General features: G+C 72.2%; 19 protein-coding genes. 10 read left to right on the forward strand and 9 right to left on the reverse strand.

Annotation, left to right across the window (positions count from 1 at the left end; genetic code table 11):
• The first annotated feature begins 76 nt into the window (after positions 1 to 76).
• On the forward strand, positions 77 to 1,579 hold the full coding sequence (locus AC0665_RS35195; RefSeq protein WP_478610701.1) for an acyl-CoA synthetase: 1,503 nt from the start codon (positions 77 to 79) through the stop codon (positions 1,577 to 1,579).
• 329 nt (positions 1,580 to 1,908) lie between these two features.
• On the opposite strand, the gene AC0665_RS35200 is transcribed toward AC0665_RS35195, so the two are convergent.
• Positions 1,909 to 3,726 (reverse strand): alkaline phosphatase family protein, encoded by a 1,818-nt coding sequence (locus AC0665_RS35200; protein WP_478706578.1) that lies wholly within the window; start codon positions 3,724 to 3,726, stop codon positions 1,909 to 1,911.
• A gap of 114 nt (positions 3,727 to 3,840) precedes the next feature.
• Entirely contained in the window at positions 3,841 to 5,460 is a 1,620-nt protein-coding gene (locus tag AC0665_RS35205; protein ID WP_478610698.1) for an acyl-CoA synthetase, read from the reverse strand.
• 190 nt (positions 5,461 to 5,650) lie between these two features.
• Here AC0665_RS35205 and AC0665_RS35210 point away from each other — a divergent pair, with 190 nt between their 5' ends.
• The 6 genes from AC0665_RS35210 (at position 5,651) to AC0665_RS35235 (ending at position 11,137) form a co-directional block, all read left to right on the forward strand.
• Positions 5,651 to 6,451: a crotonase/enoyl-CoA hydratase family protein gene (locus tag AC0665_RS35210; RefSeq protein ID WP_478610696.1), complete on the forward strand. Its 801-nt coding sequence runs from the start codon at positions 5,651 to 5,653 to the stop codon at positions 6,449 to 6,451.
• 119 nt (positions 6,452 to 6,570) lie between these two features.
• Complete coding sequence (locus tag AC0665_RS35215) at positions 6,571 to 7,512, forward strand: Zn-ribbon domain-containing OB-fold protein (RefSeq protein WP_478610695.1); 942 nt, start codon at positions 6,571 to 6,573, stop codon at positions 7,510 to 7,512.
• A gap of 11 nt (positions 7,513 to 7,523) precedes the next feature.
• Positions 7,524 to 8,573, forward strand: coding sequence for a thiolase domain-containing protein (locus tag AC0665_RS35220; RefSeq protein WP_468639187.1), 1,050 nt, complete (start codon positions 7,524 to 7,526; stop codon positions 8,571 to 8,573).
• Complete coding sequence (locus AC0665_RS35225) at positions 8,570 to 9,736, forward strand: thiolase domain-containing protein (RefSeq protein WP_478706579.1); 1,167 nt, start codon at positions 8,570 to 8,572, stop codon at positions 9,734 to 9,736. The genes AC0665_RS35220 and AC0665_RS35225 overlap by 4 nt, the downstream gene beginning before the upstream one ends.
• Before the next feature lie 82 nt (positions 9,737 to 9,818).
• Positions 9,819 to 10,061 (forward strand): DUF397 domain-containing protein, encoded by a 243-nt coding sequence (locus tag AC0665_RS35230; protein ID WP_478610693.1) that lies wholly within the window; start codon positions 9,819 to 9,821, stop codon positions 10,059 to 10,061.
• Between the two features lie 173 nt (positions 10,062 to 10,234).
• Positions 10,235 to 11,137, forward strand: coding sequence for a universal stress protein (locus AC0665_RS35235; protein ID WP_468406109.1), 903 nt, complete (start codon positions 10,235 to 10,237; stop codon positions 11,135 to 11,137).
• Positions 11,138 to 11,188: 51 nt separating this feature from the next.
• On the opposite strand, the gene AC0665_RS35240 is transcribed toward AC0665_RS35235, so the two are convergent.
• Positions 11,189 to 11,572: a hypothetical protein gene (locus tag AC0665_RS35240; protein WP_478610691.1), complete on the reverse strand. Its 384-nt coding sequence runs from the start codon at positions 11,570 to 11,572 to the stop codon at positions 11,189 to 11,191.
• A 255-nt stretch (positions 11,573 to 11,827) separates the two neighbouring features.
• Between AC0665_RS35240 and AC0665_RS35245 the strand changes: the two genes are divergently transcribed.
• On the forward strand, positions 11,828 to 12,325 hold the full coding sequence (locus tag AC0665_RS35245; RefSeq protein ID WP_366053643.1) for a glycosyltransferase family protein: 498 nt from the start codon (positions 11,828 to 11,830) through the stop codon (positions 12,323 to 12,325).
• Positions 12,326 to 12,394: 69 nt separating this feature from the next.
• On the opposite strand, the gene AC0665_RS35250 is transcribed toward AC0665_RS35245, so the two are convergent.
• Entirely contained in the window at positions 12,395 to 13,534 is a 1,140-nt protein-coding gene (locus tag AC0665_RS35250; protein ID WP_468639089.1) for an aminoglycoside phosphotransferase family protein, read from the reverse strand.
• A 233-nt stretch (positions 13,535 to 13,767) separates the two neighbouring features.
• Between AC0665_RS35250 and AC0665_RS35255 the strand changes: the two genes are divergently transcribed.
• Positions 13,768 to 15,261 carry a DNA-binding protein NsdB gene (locus tag AC0665_RS35255; protein WP_478610689.1) on the forward strand — a complete coding sequence of 498 codons (1,494 nt, stop codon included), beginning with the start codon at positions 13,768 to 13,770 and terminating at the stop codon, positions 15,259 to 15,261.
• A 5-nt stretch (positions 15,262 to 15,266) separates the two neighbouring features.
• Here the strand turns inward: AC0665_RS35255 and AC0665_RS35260 are convergent, their stop codons facing one another.
• The 3 genes from AC0665_RS35260 to AC0665_RS35270 all read right to left on the reverse strand — a co-directional run bounded on the left by AC0665_RS35260 (position 15,267) and on the right by AC0665_RS35270 (position 19,704).
• Positions 15,267 to 16,676 (reverse strand): PP2C family protein-serine/threonine phosphatase, encoded by a 1,410-nt coding sequence (locus AC0665_RS35260; protein WP_478610687.1) that lies wholly within the window; start codon positions 16,674 to 16,676, stop codon positions 15,267 to 15,269.
• A 311-nt stretch (positions 16,677 to 16,987) separates the two neighbouring features.
• Positions 16,988 to 18,082, reverse strand: a complete 1,095-nt coding sequence (locus AC0665_RS35265; protein ID WP_478706580.1) for a baeRF3 domain-containing protein — start codon at positions 18,080 to 18,082, stop codon at positions 16,988 to 16,990.
• A gap of 50 nt (positions 18,083 to 18,132) precedes the next feature.
• Positions 18,133 to 19,704: an alpha/beta hydrolase gene (locus AC0665_RS35270; RefSeq protein ID WP_478706581.1), complete on the reverse strand. Its 1,572-nt coding sequence runs from the start codon at positions 19,702 to 19,704 to the stop codon at positions 18,133 to 18,135.
• 284 nt (positions 19,705 to 19,988) lie between these two features.
• Here AC0665_RS35270 and AC0665_RS35275 point away from each other — a divergent pair, with 284 nt between their 5' ends.
• Complete coding sequence (locus AC0665_RS35275; protein WP_478706582.1) at positions 19,989 to 20,663, forward strand: chaplin; 675 nt, start codon at positions 19,989 to 19,991, stop codon at positions 20,661 to 20,663.
• A 24-nt stretch (positions 20,664 to 20,687) separates the two neighbouring features.
• Here AC0665_RS35275 and AC0665_RS35280 read toward each other — a convergent pair whose 3' ends face one another.
• Positions 20,688 to 21,422, reverse strand: coding sequence for a methyltransferase domain-containing protein (locus tag AC0665_RS35280; RefSeq protein ID WP_468639095.1), 735 nt, complete (start codon positions 21,420 to 21,422; stop codon positions 20,688 to 20,690).
• A gap of 6 nt (positions 21,423 to 21,428) precedes the next feature.
• Positions 21,429 to 25,733 carry an aminotransferase class I/II-fold pyridoxal phosphate-dependent enzyme gene (locus tag AC0665_RS35285; RefSeq protein ID WP_478610678.1) on the reverse strand — a complete coding sequence of 1,435 codons (4,305 nt, stop codon included), beginning with the start codon at positions 25,731 to 25,733 and terminating at the stop codon, positions 21,429 to 21,431.
• Between the last annotated feature and the right edge of the window lie 58 nt (positions 25,734 to 25,791).

Genomic DNA, 25,791 nt, shown 5'->3' on the forward strand with positions numbered 1-25,791 from the left:
CGCTCGTCGCCGCGGCCCGTCCCACCTCGACCGGGGTCCTTGACCTCCTCCGGCGGCAGCCCGAGGATCATGTGCCATGACGACGCCAGGACACGGCAGCACGGTCGACGGAGTCCTGCGGCGCAGCGCCCGGCGCACACCGGCGCGCGTCGCGGTGGAGTACGCCGAACGGACCTGGACGTACGACGAACTCGACACCGCCGTCTCCCGCGCGGCGAGTGTCCTCCTCGGCCAGGGGCTGACCCCGGGGGACCGGGTCGGCGCCTACGGCCACAACTCCGACGCCTATCTGATCGCCTTCCTGGCCTGCGCCCGCGCGGGCCTGGTGCACGTCCCCGTCAACCAGAACCTGACCGGCGACGACCTCGCCTACCTCCTCGGCCAGTCCGGCAGCGCCCTGGTCCTCACCGACCCCGACCTGGCCGCACGACTGCCGAGCGGCGTGCGGACGCTGCCGCTGCGCGACGCCGACGACTCCCTGCTGGCCAGCCTTGCCGGGGCGCCCGTGTACGACGGCCCCGAGCCGCGCACCGAGGACCTCGTGCAACTGCTGTACACGTCCGGCACGACCGCCCTGCCCAAGGGCGCGATGATGACGCACCGGGCCCTGGTGCACGAGTACCTCAGCGCGATCACCGCCCTCGACCTCAGTGCGGGCGACCGCCCCGCGCACTCCCTGCCGCTGTACCACTCGGCGCAGATGCACGTCTTCCTGCTGCCCTACCTCGCCGTCGGCGCGACGAACCTCATCCTCGACGCACCCGACGGCGACCGGCTCTTCGACCTGATCGAGGCGGGCCGCGTGGACAGCCTGTTCGCACCTCCCACCGTCTGGATCGCCCTGTCCCGGCGCCCCGACTTCGCCACCCGCGACCTCGGCGGCCTGCGCAAGGCGTACTACGGCGCCTCGATCATGCCGGTCCCCGTACTCGAACGGCTGCGGGAACGCCTGCCGGGCCTGGCCTTCTACAACTGCTTCGGCCAGAGTGAGATCGGTCCCCTGGCCACGGTCCTCGCCCCCGACGAGCACAAGGGCCGCATGGACTCCTGCGGCCGGACCGTCCTGTTCGTCGACGCGCGCGTGGTCGACGAGAACGGTGAGGACGTACCCGACGGCACCCCCGGCGAGATCGTCTACCGCTCCCCGCAACTGTGTGAGGGCTACTGGGACAAGCCCGAGGAGACCGCCGAGGCCTTCCGCGACGGCTGGTTCCGCTCCGGCGACCTCGCGGTGCGCGACGCGCACGGCTACTTCACGATCGTCGACCGCGTGAAGGACGTCATCAACTCCGGTGGCGTGGTGATCGCTTCACGCCAGGTCGAGGACGCGCTCTACACCCACCCCCAGGTCGCCGAGGCCGCCGTCGTGGGCCTGCCGGACGAGCGCTGGATCGAGGCGGTGACGGCCGTCGTCGTGCCGAGCGGCGAGGTCTCGGAGGCGGAGCTGATCGACCACGTCCGCGAGCGGCTCACCCCCTTCAAGGCGCCGAAGCGGGTGGTGTTCGTTGACCGGCTCCCGCGCAACGCCAGCGGGAAGATCCTCAAGCGGGAGCTGAGGAACGACCTCGGGAAGGGGTAGGGCGGCGGGTCCGGCAAACCGTTTGTGCCGGACCCGCCCGGAAGGTCAGGATCGACGGCATGCCCAACTTCAGCACCCGGACGGGACCAAGCTGGTCTTCCACCCCCGCGGCGTAGGCGAGCCGCTCGTCGTGCTGCCCGGTGGTCCCATGCGGGCCGAAGGCCGAGTTCGTGGTGCAGCCGGGCGCGGGGCACTACCCCTGGCTCGACGAACCGGAGTGGTTCACGCGGCGCGTGTCCGCCTTCTTCTCCTGACCCGCGCGGCACGCCGCCCCGCTGCGGGCCGAGCGCCCCGGAGGGAGCAGATCCTCGCGGCCGTCGGGGCGTGCCTCAGCCCTGCGGACCGTACGCCGTCATGAAGCGGTCGCGGAAGGAGTCCATGCCCCACCGGGGCGCGTCCCCGGCCGGCTTGAGGCCGTCCGTCCAGCCCCAGTCGGCGACCCGGTCCAGGACCTTCTTGTCGTGGGCGACGATCGTCACCGGCACGTCCTTGCCGGTGTCCCCGGTGGTGACGGTCGGCACCGGCTGGTGGTCGCCGAGGAAGACGAGCACCGTGTTCTCGTCGCCGTAGCGCTCGACCCACTCGGTGAGGCTGCGGATCGAGTACTCGATGGCCTTGCGGTACTCGGCGCGCACCTTCTCCGGGTCCTTCCACACCTCCGTGGGGTTCGTGCCCTCCTTCTTGATCCGGTGGAACACCGAGCCGTCGCCGAGGTCGTCCCAGTCGATCATGTGGGCGATGGGGGACCAGGGGTTGTGGCTGGAGGCGAGGATGATCTCCGCCATGATCGGCTCACGGTCCTTCTTGCCGTGCTCCAGGCGCTGGAAGGCCTCCATGCTGAACTGGTCGGGCACGGGCGTCCAGCTGAAGTACGGGCCGTGGTAGCCGAGGTGCTCTGAGTCGTAGATGTGGTCCAGGCCGAAGAACTTCCCCTCCGGCCAGGCCCGCCGCACACCGGGCACGATGCCGACGGTCCGCCAGGCACCCGTCTTGCCGAAGTACTTCGTCAGCGTCATGCGATCGCTCGTGGTCAGACTGCGGTACCGCTGCTGGTTCTTGATCCACAGCCCGGACAGGAACGTGGAGTGGGCGAGCCAGCTGCCCGCGCCCGTCACCGGCGACCGGAGCCAGCCGCTGCGCGACTCGAACCCGGCCCGCTTCAGCCTGCCCGTGCCCTCCTTGAGCACGGCGTCGGTCTGCCCGGCCATCGCCGGGTCGTCGATCGCGACCCGGCCGTAGCTCTCGATGAAGGTGAACAGCACGTCCTTGCCGCGCAGCCCCGTGAGCAACCGGTCGGGCGGTGTGTTCGCGAAGGCGTCCACCGAGGCCTGCTTCTCGAAGACCCGGGCGTCCCGCAGCCCCGCCCGGACCTGCTCCACACGGTTGCCGAGGAACTCGGCATTGCCCTTGGTGGCGACCGGCACCGTGCCGATCTGCACGCCCAGGGTCATACAGGTGATCCAGGCCGTGCCGAGGAGCAGCACCGTGCGCCCCGCGACGGGCCGGTGCCGGACCATCAGGTGCGTCAGCCGCACCACGGCCAGCGTCGTGAGGACGAGCAGCGCCACGAACAGCACGATCACCCCGGCCACGGCCAGCACCTGGCCGGTCCGGCCGAACGTCTCCCTCAGGAAGTCCGTCGCGTTCTCGATCAGGATCCAGTCCAGGACCAGGTCGAACGGCCGCGCGAGGATCTGGTAGAAGCCCATGTCGACGAACTTCAGGACCGTGACCAGCCCGAGGAACACGCCCGTCACGACCGCCGTGACCCGCCGGGGCCTCGGCGGCAGCGCGAGCAGCAGCCCGGCGAGCAGCACCCCCTCGGCGGGGATGCGGACGAACGAGGCGAACTCGACGCGCTCGATCCGGTTGGGCACGAGGAGCGCGAACAGCACCAGGGCACCGGCCAGCACGGTCGTCCCGACCGAGACACCGCGCGCCGTACGCGGATGGCGGCGCCGCCAGCCGAACCAGCCGGCCTTCGCCGTCCGCTCCGGCCCGGCAGGGGCATCCGGGGCCGGAGCGGTGTCCTCCGGGGAGTCCGTGGTGCCGCCGCCCCGCGGATCCGCCGTACCGGTGCCGTCATCCGGTTCCGCCCCGCCCTCGGTCGTGTCCGAAAGCTGGCGGGAGCGAGTGAAGAGCGACACCCGGTGGTCCTTCCGTGCGGTCCTGCTGGCATGGCGAACAGAGCTCGGGCGAGCGAGCCTGCCCCCACCAGTACGTCCGCACGTCACCTCGGGTTCAACGAGCCGGACGGAGATTCACTCGTCCGCCGTCGCCGCCACCTCGCGCGCCCACCGGTAGTCGGCCTTCCCGCTCGGCGACCGCCGGATCGACTCGGTGATCACCAGCCGGCGAGGGATCTTGTAACCGGCCAGCCGGTCACGGCAATGGCCCTGTATGTCCCGCAGCGACGGCCGCACCGCCCCCGCGCGCAACTGCACCACCGCCGCCACATGCTGGCCCCACCGGGGATCCGGCACCCCCGCCACCAGCGCGTCATAGACGTCCGGGTGGGACTTGAGGGCCTGCTCGACCTCCTCCGGGTACACCTTCTCGCCGCCGGTGTTGATGCACTGCGAGCCACGCCCGAGGACGGTCACCACGCCCTCCTCGTCGACGGTGGCCATGTCGCCGAGCAGCACCCACCGCTCGCCGTCCCTCTCGAAGAAGGTCGCCGCGGTCTTGACGGGGTCGTTGTAGTAGCCGAGCGGCACATGACCGCGCTGCGCGATCCGGCCCACCTCACCGGCCGCCACCGGCTCGTACGTGCCCGGGTCCACCACCTGCGTGCGGCCGTTCACGCGCACCCGGAATCCCCGCTCCGGCCCCGAGTCCTGGGTCGCCGTCCCGTTGAAACCCGACTCCGACGAACCGAAGTTGTTCAGCAGCATGGCGTCCGGCACCAGCTCCTGGAACCGCCGGCGCACCGTGTCCGACATGATCGCACCCGACGACGACACGCTGAACAGCGACGAGCGGTCGATGTGCCGTAGCGGACCGCTCAGCGCGTCGATCAGCGGCCGCAGCATCGCGTCGCCCACCAGCGAGATGCTGCTGACCCTCTCCTTCTCCACGGTCCGCAGCACCTCCTCAGGGACGAACTTGCGGTGGATCACGACCCGTTGCCCGAAGTTGAAGCCGATGAACGCGGTGAGGGTGGAGGTGCCGTGCATCAGCGGGGCCGTCGGGAAGAAGGTGATCCCCGCGCCCCCGGCCGCGACCCGCTCGGCGAGCTCCTCCGGCTTCTTCACCGGATCACCGGTCGGCGCGCCCCCGCCGAGCCCCGCGAAGAACAGATCCTCCTGCCGCCACATGACGCCCTTGGGCATCCCGGTGGTGCCGCCGGTGTAGATAATGAACTGGTCGTCGGCCGAGCGGGCCGGGAAACCGCGCTCCGGCGACCCGGTGGCCTCGACCTGCGCGAACTCCACGCAGGACACCGCCGCGGCCCCCGGCGCCGGAGCACCCACCCGGATCAGATGCCGCAGCTTCTCCGCCCGCGGGCGGGCCGCCGCCACCCGGTCGGTGAACTCCGCGTCGAAGACCAGCGCCACCAGGTCCGCGTCCCGGTAGAGGTAGACCAACTCGTCTTCCACGTAGCGGTAGTTGACGTTGACCGGGACGATCCGTGCCTTGAGGCAGCCCAGCACCGTCTGGAGGTACTCCACGCCGTTGCAGAGGTGCAGTCCGAGGTGCTCACCGGGGCGTATCCCGCTGTCGAGCAGATGGTGGCCGACGCGGTTGGCCGCCGCGTCCAGCTCCGCGTAGGTCAGGCGGCGCTCCTCACCCGTGCCGGGGTGGTCGGCGTACACCAGCGCCTCACGGCCGGGGACGACGTCGACGACCGACTCGAACAGGTCGGCAAGGTTGTACTCCACCGCTCCTCCTGACCCCGGGCGTGCCCGGTATCGGACGGTTCGCCGGTCATCGGTTCGCCGGTCATCAGAGCAAAGGGCGGTCCAAGTGGGAAGGGCCGCGGCCAAAGAATCTGACTATCTGTCAGAAAACCCTTGAAGTGCTCACCGCCCTCCTGCAACCTGTTCTCGTTCCCGGAGAGGGGAGTTCGCCATGGGCGGGACGGAACACCTCACCGTGCAGCGCGAAGGCGCCACACTGGTGCTCACGCTCAACCGGCCGGAGGCCAGGAACGCGCTCTCACTGCCGATGCTCGTCGGCCTCCACGACGGGTGGCTGGAGGCCGACGCCGACGACTCGGTCCGCTCGATCGTGTTCACCGGCGCGGGCGGCTCGTTCTGCTCCGGCATGGACCTCAAGGCCCTCGCCGGGAACGGCATGGCGGGCGAGGAGTACCGGGACCGGCTCAAGGCGGACCCCGACCTGCACTGGAAGGCGATGCTGCGCCACCACCGCCCGCGCAAGCCGGTGATCGCCGCCGTCGAGGGGTACTGCGTGGCGGGCGGCACCGAGATGCTCCAGGGCACCGACATCCGTGTCGCCGGAGAGTCCGCCACCTTCGGCCTGTTCGAGGTGAAGCGCGCCCTGTTCCCCATCGGCGGCTCCACGGTCCGGCTGCCCCGCCAGATCCCGCGCACCCACGCCCTGGAGATGCTCCTCACCGGCCGCCCCTACAGCGCCCGGGAGGCCGCCGCCATCGGCCTGATCGGCCACGTCGTCCCGGACGGCAGCGCGCTCGGCAAGGCGCTGGAGATCGCCGAGCAGATCAACGCCTGCGGCCCCCTGGCCGTGGAAGCCGTCAAGGCCTCGGTGTACGAGACCGCCGCCATGACCGAACAGGACGGCCTCGCCGCCGAGCTCACCCGGGGATGGCCGGTCTTCGACACCGCCGACGCCAAGGAAGGCGCCCGCGCCTTCGCGGAGAAGCGAGCGCCCGTCTACAAGCGCGCGTAGCGCCGCGCCGGCTCCGGCCGGTTCAGGGCGGCGGGACGGCGGTGGCTGAGCGCGCAGTTCCCCGCGCCCTTGAGGGAGCACGTCCCGTGCACCCCGATTCCGAAGGAGGCAGGCCCTCGATGTCCGCAGTTCTCAAGGCGCCGCTCGTCGTCGAATTCCCCTTCACCCGCTCCCTCGGGCCCGTCCAGAGCGCCTTCCTGACCGGCCTGCGGGAACGGATGATTTTCGGGGTGAGGACCCGCGACGGCCGAACCCTCGTCCCGCCCGTCGAGTACGACCCCGTCAGCTCCGAGGAGATCCGCGACCTCGTCCCCGTCGCTCCCACCGGCACCGTCACCACCTGGGCCTGGAACCACGAACCCCGCCGGGACCAACCCCTGGCCACGCCCTTCGCCTGGGTCCTGGTGCGACTCGACGGCGCCGACACCGCCCTCCTGCACGCCCTCGACGCCCCCGGCCCCGACGCCGTCCACACCGGCATGCGCGTCCGCGTCCGCTGGGCCGGGGAACGCACCGGTGCCATCACGGACATCGCCTGCTTCGAGCCGTACGACGCAGAGGCCCCCACCGTCGCCGTCCACGCGGGCGAGGCCGGGGACCCCGTCACCGGCATCGTCGCCGCCGCCCGCCTCGACTACACCTACTCACCCGGCCGCGCCCAGACCGCCTACATCAACGCCCTCTCCGGCCGCCGGACCGTCGGCGAACGCTGCCCGGCCTGCCGCAAGGTCTACGTCCCCCCGAGGGGGGCGTGCCCCACCTGCGGGGTTGCCACGTCCGAGCAGGTCGAGGTGGGGCCCCGCGGCACCGTGACCACCTTCTGCATCGTCAACATCAAAGCCAGGAACCTCGACATCGAGGTGCCCTACGTCTACGCCCACATCGCCCTCGACGGCGCCGACCTGGCGCTGCACGGCCGGATCGGCGGCATCCCCTACGACGAGGTCCGCATGGGGCTGCGCGTCGAACCCGTGTGGACCGACGGCGCCCGCTACCCCGACCACTACCGGCCCACCGGCGAACCCGACGCGGACTACGACACCTACAGGGAGCTGCTGTGACGAGCGCACCGCTGGACCGCGAGATCGCCGTCGTCGCCTTCGCCCAGACCGATCACCGGCGCAGCAGCGAAGAGCTCTCCGAGGTCGAGATGCTGATGCCGGTGCTGCACGAGGTCCTCGACCGGGCAGGCCTGAAGACGGCCGACATCGACTTCACCTGCTCCGGCTCCAGCGACTACCTCGCCGGGCGCGCCTTCTCCTTCACCCTCGCCCTCGACGGGGTCGGCGCCTGGCCCCCGATCTCCGAGTCGCACGTGGAGATGGACGGCGCCTGGGCCCTGTACGAGGCCTGGACGAAACTGCTCACCGGGGACGCCGACACCGCCCTCGTCTACGCGTACGGCAAGTCCTCGCCCGGCCCGGTCCGCGACGTCCTGACCCGCCAGCTCGACCCCTACTACGTCGCGCCCCTGTGGCCCGACTCCGTGGCGCTCGCCGCCCTCCAGGCGCAGGCCCTCATCGACGCCGGCGACACCGACGAGCCCACCCTCGCCGCCGTCGCCTCCCGCAACCGCGAAGCGGCGGGCGCCAACCCGCACGCGCAGCTGCGCGGCACCGTGCCCCACGGCGACTACCTCGTGCGGCCCCTGCGCACCGGCGACTGCCCGCCCATCGGCGACGGGGCCGCCGCCGTGCTCCTGGCGGCCGGGGACAGGGCCCGTGCACTGTGCGCACGCCCCGCCTGGATCCGCGGCCTCGACCACCGCATCGAGGCCCACGGTCTCGGCGTGCGCGACCTGACCGACTCGCCGTCCACCCGCCTGGCCGCCGAACGCGCCGGTGCCTTCGAGCGGCCCGTCGACACCGCCGAGCTGCACGCGCCCTTCACGGCGCAGGAGATCGTCCTGCGCAAGGCCCTCCGACTCGGCGACGACGTGCTGGTGAACCCCTCCGGCGGAGCCCTCGCCGCCAACCCGATCATGGCCGCCGGCCTCATCCGCATCGGCGAGGCGGCCGCCCGCGTCCACCGCGGCGAGTCCGACCGCGCCCTCGCCCACGCCACGTCCGGCCCCTGCCTCCAGCAGAACCTGGTCGCCGTACTCGAAGGGGAATCCCGATGAGCAAGGAGCCCGTGGCCGTCGTCGGCATCGGCCAGACCAGGCACGTCGCCGCACGCCGGGACGTGTCCCTCGCCGGACTGGTCCGGGAGGCGGCTCGAGACGCCCTGAAGGACGCCGAGTTGACCTGGGCCGACATCGACGCCGTCGTGATCGGCAAGGCACCCGACTTCTTCGAGGGCGTCATGATGCCCGAGCTCTACCTCGCCGACGCCCTCGGCGCCGTCGGCAAGCCCATGCTGCGCGTGCACACCGCCGGCTCGGTCGGCGGCTCCACCGCGCTCGTCGCGGCGAACCTCGTCGCGGCCCGCGTCCACGGCACGGTCCTCACCCTCGCCTTCGAAAAACAGTCCGAGTCCAACGCCATGTGGGGCCTGTCCCTGCCCATCCCCTTCCAGCAGCCCCTGCTCGCCGGGGCCGGCGGGTTCTTCGCCCCGCACATCCGCGCCTACATGCGCCGCAGCGGCGCGCCCGAGACCATCGGCGCCCTCGTCGCTTACAAGGACCGCCGCAACGCGCTCAAGAACCCCTACGCCCACCTGCACGAGCACGACATCACCCTCGACAAGGTCATGGCCTCGCCCATGCTGTGGGACCCGATCCGCTACTCGGAGACCTGCCCCTCCTCCGACGGCGCCTGCGCCATGATCCTCACCGGCCGCGCCGGGGCCGCCCGGGCGCCGCGACCGCCGGCCTGGATGCTCGGCGGCGCGATGCGCAGCGAACCGACCCTCTTCGCCGGCAAGGACTTCGTCTCCCCGCGGGCCGGGCGGGACTGCGCGGCCGACGTCTACCGGCAGGCCGGGATCACCGACCCGCGCCGCGAGATCGACGGCGCCGAGATCTACGTGCCGTTCTCCTGGTACGAGCCCATGTGGCTGGAGAACCTCGGCTTCGCCGGGGAGGGCGAGGGCTGGAAGCTCACCGAGGCCGGCGTGACCGAACTCGACGGGGACCTGCCCGTCAACATGTCGGGCGGTGTGCTGTCCACCAACCCCATCGGCGCCTCCGGCATGATCCGCTTCGCGGAAGCGGTGCTCCAGGTGCGCGGACAGGCCGGAGAACACCAGGTGGACGGGGCCCGCAGGGTTCTCGGGCACGCCTACGGCGGCGGATCGCAGTTCTTCTCCATGTGGCTGGTGGGAGACCGCCCCCCGGACTCCTGAAAGGTCCTCCTCACGTGCCCTGTCGGCCGTGGGACCCGATCGCTAGGCTGGCCGCGGACGACGATCCGGGAGGAGCACCGACGTGGCCGAGACCACCACCCAGCAGCGCCCGATCACGGGCTGGGACAAGCCGGAGCTGGACCTCACCAACGCACAGTGGCAGTCCAGCAGCCAAGGGCGGGGGGATGTCCAGATCGCCTTCGTCGAGGGCTTCATCGCCATGAGGAACAGCGCGCGCCCGGAGAGCCCCTCGCTGATCTTCACCCCGGCCGAGTGGGGCGCGTTCGTCTCGGGTGCGCGAGAGGGAGAGTTCGACCTCACCTGAGACCCGGGCCACCCCTTCCGGACGGCCGCGGCGCGAACGGCCGGGTCCGACGGCCGATCCGGGGGTGTTCCGCCCGCATCCGTGGACACGCGACCGGAGACGTCTTCCCCAAGCCACCGCCTGCGTCAGGCTGGCCCCGGGAGGGGACGGTCGAACCCCGGAGGTGAGGACCCATGAGCACCCTGCCCGTCGTCGCGGCGGTCGACGGCTCGGACGACAGTCTGCGCGCCCTGGAGTGGGCGGTCGACGCCGCCCGCCGGCGCGCGGCGCCCCTGCGTGTGGCGCACGTGCGCCAGTACGCCCACTGGGCACAGCCCGAGATCCTCACGGCCGGGCCTGCGGACTCGCTGGACGACTCCGTCCTGCACCGGGTCCGCACCCACCTGGAGGGCCGCACCGACCTGCCGGACATCGAGTACGCCGGTCTGGAGGGCGCGGCCGGGGCGGTCCTGCCCGAACTGGGCGCCACCGCCCAGCTGCTGGTGCTCGGCTCCCGGGGCCGCGGCGGCTTCGCCAGCCTGCTGCTCGGCTCGAACAGCATGGCCGCCGCCCGTGACGCCGAGTGCCCGGTCGTCGTGGTGCCCCGGCCCGGACGAGAGGTGCACGGCGAGGCGCCGGGCGGCCCCCGCCCGCGGGTGGTCGTCGGCCTGAAGGTGGACGGCCCCGACGAGGCCACACTCGAGTTCGCCTTCGCCGAGGCCGCCCGGCGTGGCGCCCGGCTCCAGGCGGTCGCCGCCTACCCGTGGCCCGCGCAGCCCTGGATGATGCCCGGGGAGATGCCCCCGCCGGTCGTCGACCAGGACGTCATCGAGGACGAGACCCGGGTGCTGGCCGACGGCTTCCTCGCCCCCTACCGCGAGCGGCACCCCGACGTCCGGGTCGAGCCGGTCCCGGCGGCGGGCGACGCCGCAGGACACCTCGTCGCGGCCTCCCGGGACGCCGACCTCGTCGTGGTGGGCCGGCACCGGCGGCGTCTGCTCTCACCCGTGCGCATGATGGGCTCGGTCACGCACGCCGTCCTGCTGCACGCCGTGAGCCCCATCGCCGTGGTGCCGCCGTCGCCCTCGGGGGACTGATCTGCGCGGTCATGGCCGCGAGGCCTGTCGTCAGCCCCGTACGGGCACCGATCACCAGGAGCGCCCGCCTCGCCCGGGACCCGGCCTCACCTCCGCCATGACGGACACGGCGGTGTCGCCGACGATCACGGTGAGGGCACCGGTGACGGGTTCACGGCGAACCCCGTACAGCACGCCGCCGTCCCCGGGCTGCGGGCCGCCGTCGTTCGCGCGCTCTTCGCCCCGGGCCGTGCGCCCCGGCGGGCCGAGCCCCGCCGACGCGGCCCGCCTCATGCCGCTGGAGACAGCGGCACGGCAGGTGACCGAGACGGCGGCCCGCACCCCCGCGGTGCCGGTCCTGCCATGGCCCAACGACCCCGGCCCGCCCGTGCCGCCGACGATCCGGCGGCGGCCCTCGCACAGGCCGTCATCGTGTTCCCCATGAGCCCCGATCACGACCGGCGGGCGGGCCTGCCACGTCCCGGGCCGCGTGCGGTACTTCCTCGAGGAGCACCCACACCGCAAGTGGCGCGAGCCCTCCCGCTGCGACCGTTCGCGTGACCCGCCACCACCAGCGGCACAGGACGACGGTGTGGACCCGGCCGGTGCCCTCCCGACGGCCCGGCACCGCTCCGGGCCGGCCGCCGATCCCGTCTGCCGCTCCGCCGCCCGGCCCGCGCTTCCCAGGCCGGGGCACGTACCATGGGCGACATGTCGTTCCTCCGCCGCCGCAGCGCCACTCCCGCCGGGCCCGACTTCGACGTACTGGCCATGGACCCGGGCGACTGGCCCGGCAACCTCGGTGCGGGACTCCTGCCCGCGCCCGACGGCACCTGCCAGGGCGTCTTCCTGCGTTACGACCTGTTCGGCGGCCGCGGCCCCGCGATGATCATCGGTAATCTGCCGGAGGGCTCCCCGGCCCGCGACGTCCCCGAGGGCCAGGTCCCCTTCGAGGTGGCGCAACTGCTGCTGGCGCTGGAGAACGACGAGGAGGTCACCGTCGTCAGCACCGAGGACGTGCCGGTGATGCAGGGCGACAACCTTCTGATCGTGCGCCGCGTCAAGCTCTCCGAGAGCCGGATCTCCTGCGTGCAGTTCGACCGCAGCGACAACGTCCTGGTGACCATCGCAGCCTGGGACCGCCCCATCACGGACGACCTCTACGCCCTCCTCAAGCCGCTGCCCGCGGAACTCTTCCAGCAGGGCTGAGGTAAACCGACCGCATACGAAGGGGCCGCGGTCCACCTGGCCAGGTGGACCGCGGCCCCTTCGTCCCCGTCAGCGAGTGCCGACCGCCGCGCGCACGGCGCGCCGGGCCAACTGGCAGTCGTCGTGCAGCCGCCGCAGCAGCAGCCTCTGCTCCTCGCCGGTCGGCGCAGCGCCCGGGTGGGCCGTGCCCGGTGCCGCCGGGGCCGCGTCGTGCATCGAACGCTGCACGGCCGTCTCGTAGGTACGGATCTCCCGGGTCAGTACCAGCATCAGGTTCACCAGGAAGGCGTCCCTGGACGCCGGCCCCGCCGACTGGGCGATCTGGCTGATCTGCCGACGGGCGACCGGTGCGTCCCCGAGCACCGACCACAGCGTCGCCAGGTCGTAACCCGGCAGGTACCAGCCCGCGTGCTCCCAGTCCACCAGCACTGGACCGGCCGGTGACAGGAGGATGTTCGACAACAGCGCGTCGCCGTGGCAGAACTGGCCCATGCCCTGCCGCCCGGCCGCCTGCGCGATGCCGTGCAGCAGCTTCTGCAGGTCGCCCAGGTCCCGGTCGGTGAGCAGACCCAGCTCGTGGTACCGGGAGATCCGGGCCGCGTAGTCGAGCGGGGCGTCGAACGTGCCCGCGGGTGGCCGCCAGGCGTTCAGCCGGCAGATCGCGCCGAGGGCCGCTCTGATGTCCGCCCGGGGCGGCGCCTCAGCCGGGTGCCGCTGGAGTGCCGCCACCCGCCCCGGCATCCGCTCGATCACCAGGGTGCAGTTGTCCGGGTCCGCCGCGATCAGCCTCGGCGCCCGCACAGGAGGGCGGTGCCGGACGAACGAGCGGTACGCCGCTATCTCGTGGCGGATCCGCTCGGACCAGGCGGGGGAGTGGTCCAGTAAACACTTGGCGACAGCCGTGCTGCGACCGGTCGTGCCGACCAGGAGCACGGACCGTCCGGTGCGGCGCAGCACCTGCACCGGGGCGAACTCCGGGCAGATGCGGTGCACGGACGCGATCGCCGTGCGCAGCTGCGCGCCCTGGGGGCCGGACAAGTCGAGTCTCCCGCTGAGCGGTTGGGTGCCGATGACCGCGCCGCGCCGAGCCCTGCCCGCACCGAGCACGGGGGCCGCCGGCCGCGCGGGGGCGAGGTAGGGGCCGCTGTCCGTGGGACGGGGGTGCAGCGGCCGGGGCGGTGCGGACACGGAGGACGATGCTGTGTACATGGGCGAAACAGATCCCTTCGTGTGCCTGCGACGACAGCGCACCACCCGGCCCGGAGCCCCGGGAGAACCCTGGGGAGTGTCCTGGGGCGACCGGGTCGGGGTGGCGCGTTCCTACCTGACACCGGATGGCCGGTGGCACACCATCTGGCGCACCCTGGCGAACCATGGCGAATAGTCGCCCGGCATGTCTGGCCCGGCTACTGTCAACTCAGCCGAGAACCTGGGGGCTTGACGTGAGCGGACAACCCAACACCCGGCTCGCGGATCTGTTCGGCCTGGCCGGCTGGTCCAAGGGCGAACTCGCGAGGCTGGTCAACCGGCAGGCGGCGGCCATGGGCCATCCCCAGCTGTCGACCGACACCTCGCGGGTGCGGCGGTGGATCGACACGGGAGAGATCCCGCGCGATCCGGTGCCGCGGGTGCTGGCGGTTCTGTTCACCGAGCGTCTCGGCCGTGTCGTGACCATAGAGGACCTCGGTCTGGTCCGGCACGGGCGTACGGGGAAACGGCAGGGCGGCGGGAGCGCCGAAGCTCCCGACGGTGTGCCGTGGGCGCCCGAGCGGACTGCCGCGGTCCTCACCGAATTCACGGGAATGGACCTCATGCTCAACCGACGCGGCTTGGTGGGCGCGGGCGCCGCGCTCGCCGCGGGATCCGCACTCAGCAGCGCCATGTACGACTGGCTGCACACCGACCCTTCCCTGGCTGCCGACGCCCCCGGTTCCGACCATCCCCTGCACGCCGACCCCGCCGGGTTCGACCGTTACGAGGCCGCCCCCATCGGGTCGCAGGAGATCGAGGAACTGGAGCGTTCGGTCGAGGTGTTCCGCGCCTGGGACGCGGCCCGCGGCGGCGGGCTCCAGCGCAAGGCGGTGGTGGGCCAGCTCAACGAGGTCGGCGGCATGCTCGCCTACCGTCACCCACCCCATCTCCAGCGGCGCCTGTGGGGCGTCGCCGCCAACCTCGCCGTCCTCGCGGGCTGGATGTCGCACGACGTCGGCCTGGAGCCCACGGCCCAGAAGTACTTCGTCATCGCCGCGCACGCGGCCAGAGAGGGCGGGGACCGGCCCCGCGCGGGTGAGGCACTCTCCCGTGCAGCCCGTCAGATGGTGCACCTGGGCCGGCCGGACGACGCCCTGGACCTGATGAAGCTCGCCGCGTCCGGCTCCGGTGACGAGGTGCTGCCCCGCACCCGGGCGATGCTCTACACCATCGAGGCCTGGGCTCAGGCCTCCATGGGCAAGGGCCAGGCGATGCGCCGCACGCTCGGGCGGGCCGAGGACCTGTTCGTCTCCGACAAGGCCGATGTGCCGCCGCCGGACTGGATGCAGACCTTCAAGGAGGAGGACCTGTACGGCATGCAGGCCCTGGCCTATCGCACGCTCGCCGAGTTCGAGCCTGACGCGGCCGCGCATGCCCAGCACTACGCCGAGAAGGCTTTGGCCCTGCGGGTCGACGGCCGCCAGCGGTCGAAGATCTTCGACTATCTGTCGATGGCGTCTGCGTGCTTCATCGCCGACGACCCCGAACAGGCCGACCGGTACGCGCGGCTGGCCCTGGTGTCGATGGGATCCAACTCCTCCCACCGCACCTGGGACCGGCTGCGTCAGATGTACCGGCTCACGGCCGAGTACTCCGGCTATCCGAAGATCCAGGAGCTGCGGGAGGAGATCAAGCTCGCCCTGCCGAAGACGAAGGACAGGGGTGGCAACCACGCACAGGCCTGAGATTCCTAAGAGGTGACCCGGGCGACGAGCAGGCAGGCGTTGTCCTCGCGTCCGCTCGCGTCGAACTCCCGCACCACGGTGTGTACGCAGTCCTCCGCGGTGAGGTTCGCGGTCAGGCGCGGTGCCAGGCCGAGGAGGAGGCTCGCGGCCTCCGGTCCCGTGTGCCCGGGCACCAGCCCATCGGTGTACAGGAGCAGCAGATCGCCCACTTCGAGGGTCTCTTCGGCCTGCCCGTAGACGGCGCCCGAGGTGGCGCCGAGCAGGACGCCGTCGGGTGTGTTCAGCACGCGCCCTGTCCCGTTGCGGAACAGCAGCGGGGCGGGGTGTCCGGCCTGCGCCCACACCAGGGTGCGGGTCGCGGGCCGGTAGCGGCAGCAGACGGCGCTGCCCAGGGCGGGTTGCACGGTGGCGTCGAGTAACTGGTTCAGCCAGGCCATCAACTGCCCCGGCTGGGCACCGGCCATGGCCATGCCGCGTACGGCGCCGAGCAGCATGGTCATGTTCGAGGTGACGCCGACCCCCTGGCCGGTGAGGTCGCCGACGCTGAGCAGCGTCTCCCCGTCGGTCAGTTCGAGTGCGTCGTACCAGTCGCCGCCGATCATCGTGTCCGTGGACGCCGGCAGGTGCCGGGAGGCGAGGTCGAGGGTGCGCGGGCCCCGGTGCGGGAGCCGCAGGGAGCCGCGCCACGACGGCAGCACGGCCTCCTGCAGCTCGACCGCGAGCCGGTGCTCACCGCGTGCCGTCTCCTGCCGGTGGTGGAGCGAGTCACGGGTCTCGCTCACCGCCCGCTGACTGCGCCGCAGTTCGCTGACGTCGCGCAGCACGGCCCACATCGAGGCGGTGCTGCCGTCAGGGTCGAGCACCGGTTCGCCCATCATGTGCACGGTCCGCACCTCGCCGCCCCGGCGGGCGATGCGGAACTCGCCGTCGATGGGCCGGGCGTCGACCAGACAGTCGGTGACCATCGCCGTCAGCTTCGGCCGGTCCTCGTCCACCACCAGGGACGGCAGCTCGTCGAGGGTGAGCGGCACAGCGGCCGGGTCGCGGCCCAGGATCTGGTAGAGCTCCGCGGACCAACTTGCCTCGTCGGTCAGGAGGTTCCACTCGGCACTGCCGACGCGGCTGAGCAGGGAGCCCTGCGCGGGGGCGGACGAGTCCGGGGCGGCCGCCGGGACCCGGGGGCCGTCGCGCAGTTGCGCCAGGTGCTCGTCGAGGTCGTTGAGCTGGTGCAGGGCCAGGTCGTACAGGGCGCGCTGCCAGCGCTCGCGGGGGTGGTCCGACGCCTCGCCCTCACAGTCGCGGCGTACCGCGTCCACGTCGCCCCTGAGCCGCCGCGTCTGCGAGATGAGCGCGTCGACCGAGCCGCGCCCGGGCGGCTGGGCGGCTGGGCGGTCCGCGGAGAGGTGGGACGGCATGACGCACTCCGATGCGGGGACGGTACGACCAAGGCGGACGGAGGGACCGTTACGACTGTCGCACAGCCCGCGACGCCCTGTAAGGGATTCGGCGACACACGATACGGTGGTGCTTCTGGCATATGCCACAGTCTCACGGAGTTACTCCGAGGTAGGTGTGGGGTGCACCGTCCGGAGCCTCAAGTCGTAGGTTACACAAGGGATTTGACGGCCCGTCGACCCAGTGGCGCAGCGTTGCTCCGGGTGTTCGACGGCCCTGTGTTCGACTCTCGTCGAGCAGGAGTCCAGGGCCGTCCCGCCTCTCCCGTGGGTCAGTACCGCAGCACCGCGGCCATGCCGTCGGCCGCTGTGAGGGTGCCGTCCGGCACGAAGCGCACCTCGGCGCCGGTCTCGAGGCACTGCTCGACGATCTCGTCCACGATGTCCTCGCGCGAGTCGAGGTCGTCGCTCTCGGCGAGGATCAGATGGTCCCCGGCGTCGCGGACCGTCACGCGGTAGTTCTCCTCGACCGCCAGCAGCCGGACGCGGCCGTCCCGGGCGCTCTGCCACAGCTCGTCGACCCCGGCGGCGAACTCCCGCCGCCCGCGGGCCGTTTCGAGGGCGCGGGTCACGGCGTCCGTGCTCCGGGAGGCCTCCGCCTCGACCACCGGGCGCAGGGCTTGCCACACGGCCTCGGGGGTGCCGTGCGCGAGGCCGCCGTGCGGGACGTGCACCGCGCCCCGGGCGGTGCCGCCGACCTCGTCCAGCAGGGAGAGGGCGGCCGGTTCGCCGGTGACGTACAGCCGTCTCGGATGCTCGCGCAGCACGGCGCTCATCGCGGTGTCGGCCTCGCGCAGGAAGCGGCGGGTGCCCTCCTCGCGGAAGGCGCTCGGCAGGTCGCCGATCCGCTGCTGCCGTTCCGGGTCGAAGTTCTCCACGCGGCGGGTCAGCGGGAAGCCGCCGACGCGGGCCTCGGCGACCCGGTCGACACCGCCGTTCCACAGGGTCGCGCGGTCCGCGGCGAGGGACAGCGCCCAGAAGGGCCGTCCCGCCGTCTGGGCGGAGACGAGGTTGCGGGTGAGGAAGGTATCCGAGAGCACCACGCGTTCGGGTACGGACCTGGCCAGGGACCAGACCTGGTGCTCGCCCGGCGCGGCGAAGATCGCCAAGCCGTCCTCGGCGTGCGTCAGGTCGACCTCGGACAGGGCCCGGTCGAGGTGCCCCCAGACCTCGGTGCGTCGCTCGCGGGTGACGGCCGGGTCGGCCTCCAGCTGCCTCTTGGCCTCGGCCACCAGATTGCGCAGCCTGACCTGGTCCTGGGCGTTGTAGGGATCGCGGCGGTGCGTCGGTGTCAGCACGGAGACCGCGGGGTAGGGCCGCGGGCGCCGCAGTTCGGCAAGGGTCGCGGAACTCAGAACGCTCTCCATGACAGAACGATAGAGCGATTTCGCGAGGGGGGCATTCGGTGCGATCGACCTCATTCGTCATCGCGGTCGGAACCGCAGGAGCTGCCGTCCGGCGGCAGTGTCCCGTACAGCAGGAACGCGTCGACCTTGCCGTGCACGCACTTCGACGAGCCGTAGCCGGTGTGGCCCTCGCCCCGGTTGTCGAGCACCACGGCGGACGGCCCGAGCCTCTTGGCCGTCTCCACCGTCCAGCGGTACGGCGTGGCCGGGTCGCCCCGGGTGCCCACCAGCAGCATCCTGGGGGTGTCGACGTCCTTGACGTCGTCGCGTATGTAGTCGGTGCCCCTGGGGCGGCCGTAACACATCAGCACCTGCGTGAGGCGGTACCGGCCGAAGACCGGCGAGGCCTGCTCGTAGCGGGTGCGCAGCCGGCCGAGGTCCTTCGTGACCTGCGCGGCGGCGGGACGGTCGGGGTCGTCCGCGCAGTTGACCGCCATCAGCGCCGCCGGCAGGTTGTCGAGGGGCACGTCCGCCGGGTCGGTGAGTCCTGCGTGCGGGCCGCGCCGCGGCGGGAGGGTGAAGCCCCCGTACAGGAAGGTCTCCAGGCCGCGGGTGTCGCCGTCCTCCAGCAACTGGCCGATGGCCCGCTGGAGCGAGGGCCACAGCTCCCTGCTGTAGAGACCCTGCCCCAGGGCGCCCGCGAAGTCCTGACCCGAGAACGCCTCGCCGTAGTCGGTGGGCACCGGGTCCTTGTCGAGCGACTCGACCACCTGTACGACACGTTCCCGGGCCTCGCGCGGGTTCCGCCCGAACGGGCAGGCGATGTCCTCGGTGCACCAGGTGAGGAAGTTCTCCAGCGCGGTCTGCTGCCCCCGCGCGCTCACCACGCCCTGGTCGGCGAGCGGCTCGGTCAGTGTGTCGACGCCGTCGAGCACCATCCTGCCGACCTTCTCGGGGTACTGGGCCGCGTACACCGCGCCGAGCCGGCTGCCGTAGGAGAAGCCCAGGTAGTTGAGCCGGTCGTCGCCGAGCGCGTCGCGTATGACATCCAGGTCGCGGGCGGCGTTGACCGTCCCGATGTGGGGCAGCACCGGACCCGAGTGCTCGGCGCACTCGGCCGCCGCCGCGCGCAGCTCGTCGAGCAGGGCCCGGGGGTCGCTCGTCTCACCGTCGCCGTCCGTCGCGTCCAGGGCGTCGTCCGAGGCGTTTCCGCAGCTGACCGGCGAGGAGCGGCCGACGCCGCGGGGGTCGAAGGAGACGACGTCGTAGCCGTTCGTCAGGCCCATGAAGTCTTTGCCGCCCATGGCGAGTTGGGCCACACCCTGGCCGCCGGGACCGCCGAAGTTCAGCAGGACCGAACCCCGGGACTCGCCGGTGGCCCGGTAACGGGCGACGGCGAGGTCGAGCGTGCCCTTGCCGGGCTCGGCGTAGTCGAGCGGGACGGTGACCTTCCCGCACTGGAGGTCCTTCGGCATGTCCATGCCCTCGCAGCGCGACCATGTGACCTTCTGGTCGTAGAAACGCGTCACGCCGGGAGGGGGGTCGTCGGCGGCCGGGAGCGCGGTGCCCAGCAGGGCGAGCCCGGCCGTGCCGGTGACCGCGCAGCGCCGTATCGAGGGGCGCGTGGACAGCTTGGCCAGCATCGATGCCTCCTGGGGCGCGGGACGCTTCGCGGCGGACCGGGAAGCGGGTGGTGCCCTCGCTCACCCTAAGCGGGCCCCGCAAGCCGCGCCTCCGGGCAGGCCGGGCCGGGCGACGCGCCGTGTCACCCCCGGCCGGCCCCGCATACGAAGGGTTTTACCGCTAGTTCGACAACCAAGCCGCTCGATGGAGTGAAAGGCCGATAAGCCATAACTCGGACCGGCCGCCCCGCGTTCTGTCTCGTGCGGGCGAGTGTCCGCGACGATGTCTGGAAGGCAGGTGTCCCATGAGACGGGTTACCCGAAACGGAGTGATCGCCGTCGCCGCCGCCTCGGGCGCGATGGCCGTGACCGTCCCGGCGTACGCCGGTTCCGGAGCGGACGGCGCGGCTGCCGGTTCGCCCGGGGTGGTCTCCGGCAACACCGTGCAGCTGCCGGTGCACGTGCCGGTGAACCTGTGCGGCAACACGGTGAACGTGGTGGGGCTCCTGAACCCGGCGGCGGGCAACAGCTGCGCGAACCGGGACGACGGGCACGGCGGCCGGCCGGGCGGGCCCGGCGGCGCGCTCGCCCGGGGCGGCGGAAAGGATTCACCGGGTGTGATCTCCGGCAACGGCGTGCGGCTTCCGGTCGACCTCCCGGTCAACGTCACGGGCAACTCGGTGAACGTCGTCGGTGTCGGCAACCCGTCGACCGGCAACGAGTCCTCGAACACCCCCGGCGAGCGCACTCCGGAGCGTCCCCAGCACCCGCCCAAGCCGGTCCCGAGGCCGGCCGCCGCGCCGCCCCGCTCCACCCCCGCACCCGCCCCGGAACCAGCCCCGCGCACCGTCCCGCACGCCAGGGGCGCCCTGGCGCACACGGGCACCGACCACACCCTCCAGGCCGTCGCGGCGAGTGCGGCGCTGATCGCCGGGGGAGTGGTCCTGCGCCGCAGGCTCCGCCCGGGGTCGGACGGCTGAGGGGAAGGACCCGGCGCAGCCGGGCTACGCCGCCTCCGCCACCCCCGTGAGCAGCACCATCCCCGAGTCGCCGTAGTCCGGCAGGGTCGGATCCACATCGATGCGGGTCACGTCCAGGGCCCGGGTCAGGGGCGTGAAGACCTCCGTGACGGTGGCCGGGCTCACCGGACAGCCCGGCCACCGGGAGGCCGGGCCGATGCGGTACGTCGGCATGTTCTCCATGAACGCGGCGACCAGGTGGCCGCCCGGCCGGGCCGTGCGGACGAAGGTGCGGCAGAAGTCGGCGAACTCGGCGAAGTCCTCCGTCACGCTCTCGGCCACGAAGTGCATGGAGGCGAGGTCGTACGCGCCCGCCGGCAGGGCCCGTACGTCGCAGTGGACGATGTGCACCGGGGCCAGCGCACCGGCCAGCGTCGCGGGTATCCGGGGGTTGAGCCGCCGGCACAGCTCGTGGAAGGGCCGCCAGCTCGCGTCGAGACGGTGGCAGATCTGGTCCTCGAGGTAGGCGACGTTGCCCGCGCCAGCCTCCACGGCGTCGATCCTGCGGCACGCGGCGGACGCGAGCATCAGGGGGTACAGGTTGGGGCCCGCCCCGAACTCCACCGCTCGGGAGATCCCGCCGGGCGACAGGCCCCGGTAGAACGCGGAGTGGTGCGCGATGACCGCCGCGTCGGACGGGTGCACCTCGCGGTAGTTCTCCGCGAGGTAGTCCGCGACCGGCCAGCGGTCCCAGTCCACGTCGTCGTTGTGCGTCGTCATGGCCGTTCAGCCCTTCAGCCGCAGCGGGAAACGCTCGGACAACCGGTCCAGGGTCCCGTTCAGGTGGTCGATGTCGTCGTCGGAGTTGAGGGCCGTGAGCTGGACGCGGAAACCCACCCGGTCGCGCGGGACCAGCGGATAGGCGGCCAGCGTCACGTAGACGCCCTCCTCCCACAGGAACGCGGCGACCGCGTCCAGGTCCGCGGGGTTGGCCAGCGGCACCTCCACGATCGGCAGCCGGTCCGAGTTGAGGGTGCTCACCCCCATGCCGTCCAGGTGATCGAGCACCCGGACCGTCTTGCGGTACAGGTCGGCCCGGATCGCGTCGCCCCGGCGTTCGTTGACGTCCAGCCCGGCCAGCGCGGTCGCCAGTGACGCCGTCGGCGAGGGCCCCGAGTACAGATAGGGCGCCGCAGCGGTCTTGAGCCGGTTCTTCAGCTCCGACGGCAGAGCGAGGAACGCCAGCAGGGACGAGTACGCCTTGGAGAAGCCGCCCACCAGCACGATCCCCTCGTACGACTCCCCGGTGTGCCGCACCACGCAGTTGCCGCGCATGCCGTACGGGCAGGGCTCGCCCGGCCCGCGCTCCCCGATCACCCCGAAGCCGTGCGCGTCGTCGACGTACAGGGTCGCCCCCTCGGAGCGGCACACCGCGGCGAGCGCGGGCAGGTCGGGGATGTTGCCGCTCATGCTGTTGACGCCGTCCAGGCACACCAGACGCGGTGTTCCCGGCGGCACCCCGGCGAGCAGCGTGCGCAGTTCGTCGACCCGCTCGGCGTGGAAGCGGTGCAGCGTGGCGCCCTGCGCCCGGGCCACCACGCAGCCGTCGTAGACCGTGCGGTGCGCGGTCGCCTCCACGAAGACGTGCCCGCCCTCCGCGATCGCCGGGATCACCGAGGAGTGGATCAGCGTCAGCGTGGGCAGCAGCAGCGTGTCCGGCGCGCCCAGCAGTGCGGCGAGCCGCTCCTCGATGTCGGGGTACAGGCGCGGACTGCCCAGCAGCCGCGACCAGCTGGGGTGCGTGCCCCACTGGCGCACAGCGGGATCGACCGCATCCATGATCTCCGGGTCGAAGTCGAAACCCAGGTAGTTGCACGACGCGAAGTCGATCAGCCACTGGTCGCCGCTGCGGATGTGCCTGCCGCGGACCTCGTCCAGGACCGCGTCGCTCATCGGGCTGGTGCGGCGCAGATGCTCCAGGTCCGCCCAGCGGGCCTCCCGGCGTCCTCGGACGGCGTCGATCCGGGGCCGTCGTGTCCGGGGAGGTGCGAGCGGACGCACGCTCGGCTCCCGCAGCACCTGCGCGCTCTGCTGCACCGTCATCGGCCGGGCGAACAGGTACCCCTGCCCGAACCGGCATCCCATCCCGACCAGCAGATCCCGCTGCGCGGTGTCCTCGATGCCCTCCGCGATGACCTGCAGGCCCAGGGTGTCGGCGATCCGCACGATGCCCTCGACGAGGGCGACCTGCTGGGCGTCGCGTGCGATGTTGTCGATGAACGACTTGTCGATCTTCAGCACGTCGATGGGGAAGTCCTGGAGGTAGCGCAGCGAGGAGAAGCCGGTGCCGAAGTCGTCGACCGCGATGTGCACCCCGAGTTCCTTGAGGGTGTTCAGCACCGTCTGGAGCCGGTCGTCGCGTTGCAGCAGCACGGTCTCCGTGAGCTCCAGTTGCAGCGATCCCGGTTCGAGACCCGGCGTGCTCAGTGCCGCACCGACCTGCTCGATGAACCCGGCGTCGCGGAACTGACGAGCGGAGACGTTCACACTGACGTACGGCGGCCGAGCCGGGCCCGGCAGCCGTTGCAGCCCCGCGATGTCGTTGACCGCGTTCTCCAGCACCCACGAGCCCAGCGCGGCGATGTGCCCCGTCTCCTCTGCCAGGCTGATGAACTGGTGCGGGGCGACGGCGGGCCGGCGCTCGTCCGGCCAGCGCACCAGCGCCTCGAACCCCACGACCTCGCCCCCCGTGATGTCCACGACCGGCTGGTAACGCAGGCCGAACGCCTTGTCGGCGACCGCCTGGGCCAGCTGGGTCTGCAGATCGTGCCGCTCGACCATGCGGCTGCGCAGCAGCGGCTTGAAGCGGCGCCACTGCCGCTTGCCCGCGGCCTTCGCCGCGTACAGGGCGAGGTCGGCATGGCCCAGCAGCTCCTCCGCGTCCGTGCTGTCGCGCGCGGTGGCCACGCCCACACTGGCCGACACCGTCACCGACTCGTCGGCCAGTTCGAACGGCCTGCTCAGCGCCTGGATCACCTGGGCCGCCAGCAATTCGGCGTCCAGGGGCTGCTTGGCGCCCTCCATCAGCACGGCGAACTCGTCACCGCCGAGCCGGGCCGCGGTGTCGGTGCGCCGCAGTGCCCGGGACAGCCGGTTGCCCACCGCGACCAGCAGATGGTCGCCCACCCGGTGCCCCATGGTGTCGTTGACCAGTTTGAAGTCGTCGAGGTCGATGAAGAGCAGACAGGTCAGGGTCGACTCGCGGTGCCCGCGCAGCAGGGCGCGTTCGATCCGCTCCAGCAGCAGCGTCCGGTTGGGCAGCCCGGTCAGCGAGTCGTGGAAGGCCCGCTGCGTCAGCTCCTGCTCCAGCCGCCGTTGCTCGGTCACGTCCCGCAGTGTCACCACCAGACCGGACACGGTCCGCTCGTCCCGGAAGTCACTGAACCGGACCTCCACCTCGACACGCCCGTCCGGACGCCGCACCCACCAGTGGTCGTGTCCCGCTGTTGCGCCCCGCTCCCGTACCGCGGCCAGCTCCCGGGCTGCCCGCTCCCGGTCGGCGGGGTCCACCAGATACGGCAGGGGCACGCCGATGAGGTCGTCGGAGCCGAACACCGACTGTGCGGACGGGCTGGCGTACCGGACGGAGTCGTCGTCCTCCAGGATCAGGATGACGTCGGCGGCGTTGCGGACGAGCGTGCGGAAGTACGCCTCGTTCTCCCGCCGGACGACTTCCCGGCGCAGCGCGACGCGCTCCATGGCCAGACCCGCGTGGGAGGCCAGGATCTCCAGCGAGCCCCAGGTCTCGTTGAGCTGCCGCTCGGGGGCGGCGACCAGCAGAATGCCGGGTACGGCTCCGGTCGGACGGTCAGGCTGGGTCATGGGGCACGCCAGGACGGACGGCAGGCCGTCCAGCTCGGCGGCGACCTCGGGGTCGAGTGCGGCCGGGCTCACCAGCCGGGTGCCGCGGGTGCCCAGGTCGGCCGCGCGCTCCGTCGGCAGCAGCATGGTCCCGTGCGGTACGTCCGGGCCCATCAGCCGGTCGACCGCCGCACGGCAGGACTGATCGACCTCCTCCCGCCGGAAGGCGGAGACGAGCGACGCGGCGGCTCCTCGCAGGGCGAGCTCCCGGCTCACCGCGTGGCGATGCGCCACGACCATCCCCGCCAGCCGGAGGATCACCAGCAGGAACAGCACGCCCGAGAAGGCCGCGATCACGGCGGCGTCCCGGGTCTGGCCGCTCAGCCCCTCCCAGAGCAGAATCCCCGGCGCGATGAGCGTGGCCACGGCGAGCACGACCAGCCGGCGCGGCGGCGGCAGCAGGGACTCCCGCTGGGGCACGGAAGCCGTCAGCTCGACCATGGAGGGATGCAGCGCCGCCAGGCCCCAGGCGGTGTAGAAGGCGACCCAGCCGAGATCCAGCAGGCTGCCGGTCTGCCACACGTCGTACAACTGCAGGATGCCGTAGGCGATGTCGGTGACGAGCAGGGTCACCGTGCCGGCGACCAGCAGGCGCACGGCGCGATTGGAACCGTCGACCGGGCTGGGGGTGAGGAGCCGGACCAGCAGCGCCAGCACCAGAATGTCGCCGAGGGGGTAGGCGATGCTGATGGCGCGCTGCTCCCAGGTCATGCCGTGCACCACGGTGAGCGGTTGCACCAGGTAGACCCACACGGGCAGCGCGAGGCCGGCGGTGACGATCAGGGCGTCGAGCAGGCTCGGCAGGTCGCGGTCGGCCCACCGGTGGCGCACCAGTCCCGACAGGCCGATCGCGAAGAGCGGGTACATGGCGAGGTAGCAGGCGTCGGCCGGCGAGGGGAACGGGTTGGAGGCCCCCAGGTACTGCTCCATCACGAAGTAGTAGGTGTCACCCGCGATGAAGACGAGCAGGCCGCAGGCGAGGACCCACCAGGGCCACTGGTGGGCGGGCCGGTGCAGGCGCGTGCCGGTCAGGAGGGCGGCGACGCCGGCCAGCCCCATCACGGCCCACATCACGGGGACCATCACCGGGACGGTCATGTACACGATGGTGACGGCCGCGACCACGGCGAGGTAGCCGGCCATGAGCCGACGTGCCGGCAGCGAGGACATGTGCCTCCCCCCGTCGGGGAGACCGGGGCGTACGCCTTGGTCTTACACCTGGTGCGGT

Source organism: Streptomyces sp. NPDC043685, from assembly GCF_056436585.1.

Bases quoted from the DNA above. Each gene is read 5' to 3' on its own strand.
- AC0665_RS35260 (WP_478610687.1), bottom strand. From the start codon at position 16,676: ATGCCGTCCCACCTCTCCGCGGACCGCCCAGCCGCCCAGCCGCCCGGG.
- AC0665_RS35225 (WP_478706579.1), top strand. From the start codon at position 8,570: ATGAGCAAGGAGCCCGTGGCCGTCGTCGGCATCGGCCAGACCAGGCAC.
- AC0665_RS35265 (WP_478706580.1), bottom strand. From the start codon at position 18,082: ATGGAGAGCGTTCTGAGTTCCGCGACCCTTGCCGAACTGCGGCGCCCG.
- AC0665_RS35285 (WP_478610678.1), bottom strand. From the start codon at position 25,733: ATGTCCTCGCTGCCGGCACGTCGGCTCATGGCCGGCTACCTCGCCGTG.
- AC0665_RS35250 (WP_468639089.1), bottom strand. From the start codon at position 13,534: ATGTACACAGCATCGTCCTCCGTGTCCGCACCGCCCCGGCCGCTGCAC.
- AC0665_RS35195 (WP_478610701.1), top strand. From the start codon at position 77: ATGACGACGCCAGGACACGGCAGCACGGTCGACGGAGTCCTGCGGCGC.
- AC0665_RS35235 (WP_468406109.1), top strand. From the start codon at position 10,235: ATGAGCACCCTGCCCGTCGTCGCGGCGGTCGACGGCTCGGACGACAGT.
- AC0665_RS35275 (WP_478706582.1), top strand. From the start codon at position 19,989: ATGAGACGGGTTACCCGAAACGGAGTGATCGCCGTCGCCGCCGCCTCG.
- AC0665_RS35210 (WP_478610696.1), top strand. From the start codon at position 5,651: ATGGGCGGGACGGAACACCTCACCGTGCAGCGCGAAGGCGCCACACTG.
- AC0665_RS35270 (WP_478706581.1), bottom strand. From the start codon at position 19,704: ATGCTGGCCAAGCTGTCCACGCGCCCCTCGATACGGCGCTGCGCGGTC.
- AC0665_RS35215 (WP_478610695.1), top strand. From the start codon at position 6,571: ATGTCCGCAGTTCTCAAGGCGCCGCTCGTCGTCGAATTCCCCTTCACC.
- AC0665_RS35280 (WP_468639095.1), bottom strand. From the start codon at position 21,422: ATGACGACGCACAACGACGACGTGGACTGGGACCGCTGGCCGGTCGCG.
- AC0665_RS35245 (WP_366053643.1), top strand. From the start codon at position 11,828: ATGTCGTTCCTCCGCCGCCGCAGCGCCACTCCCGCCGGGCCCGACTTC.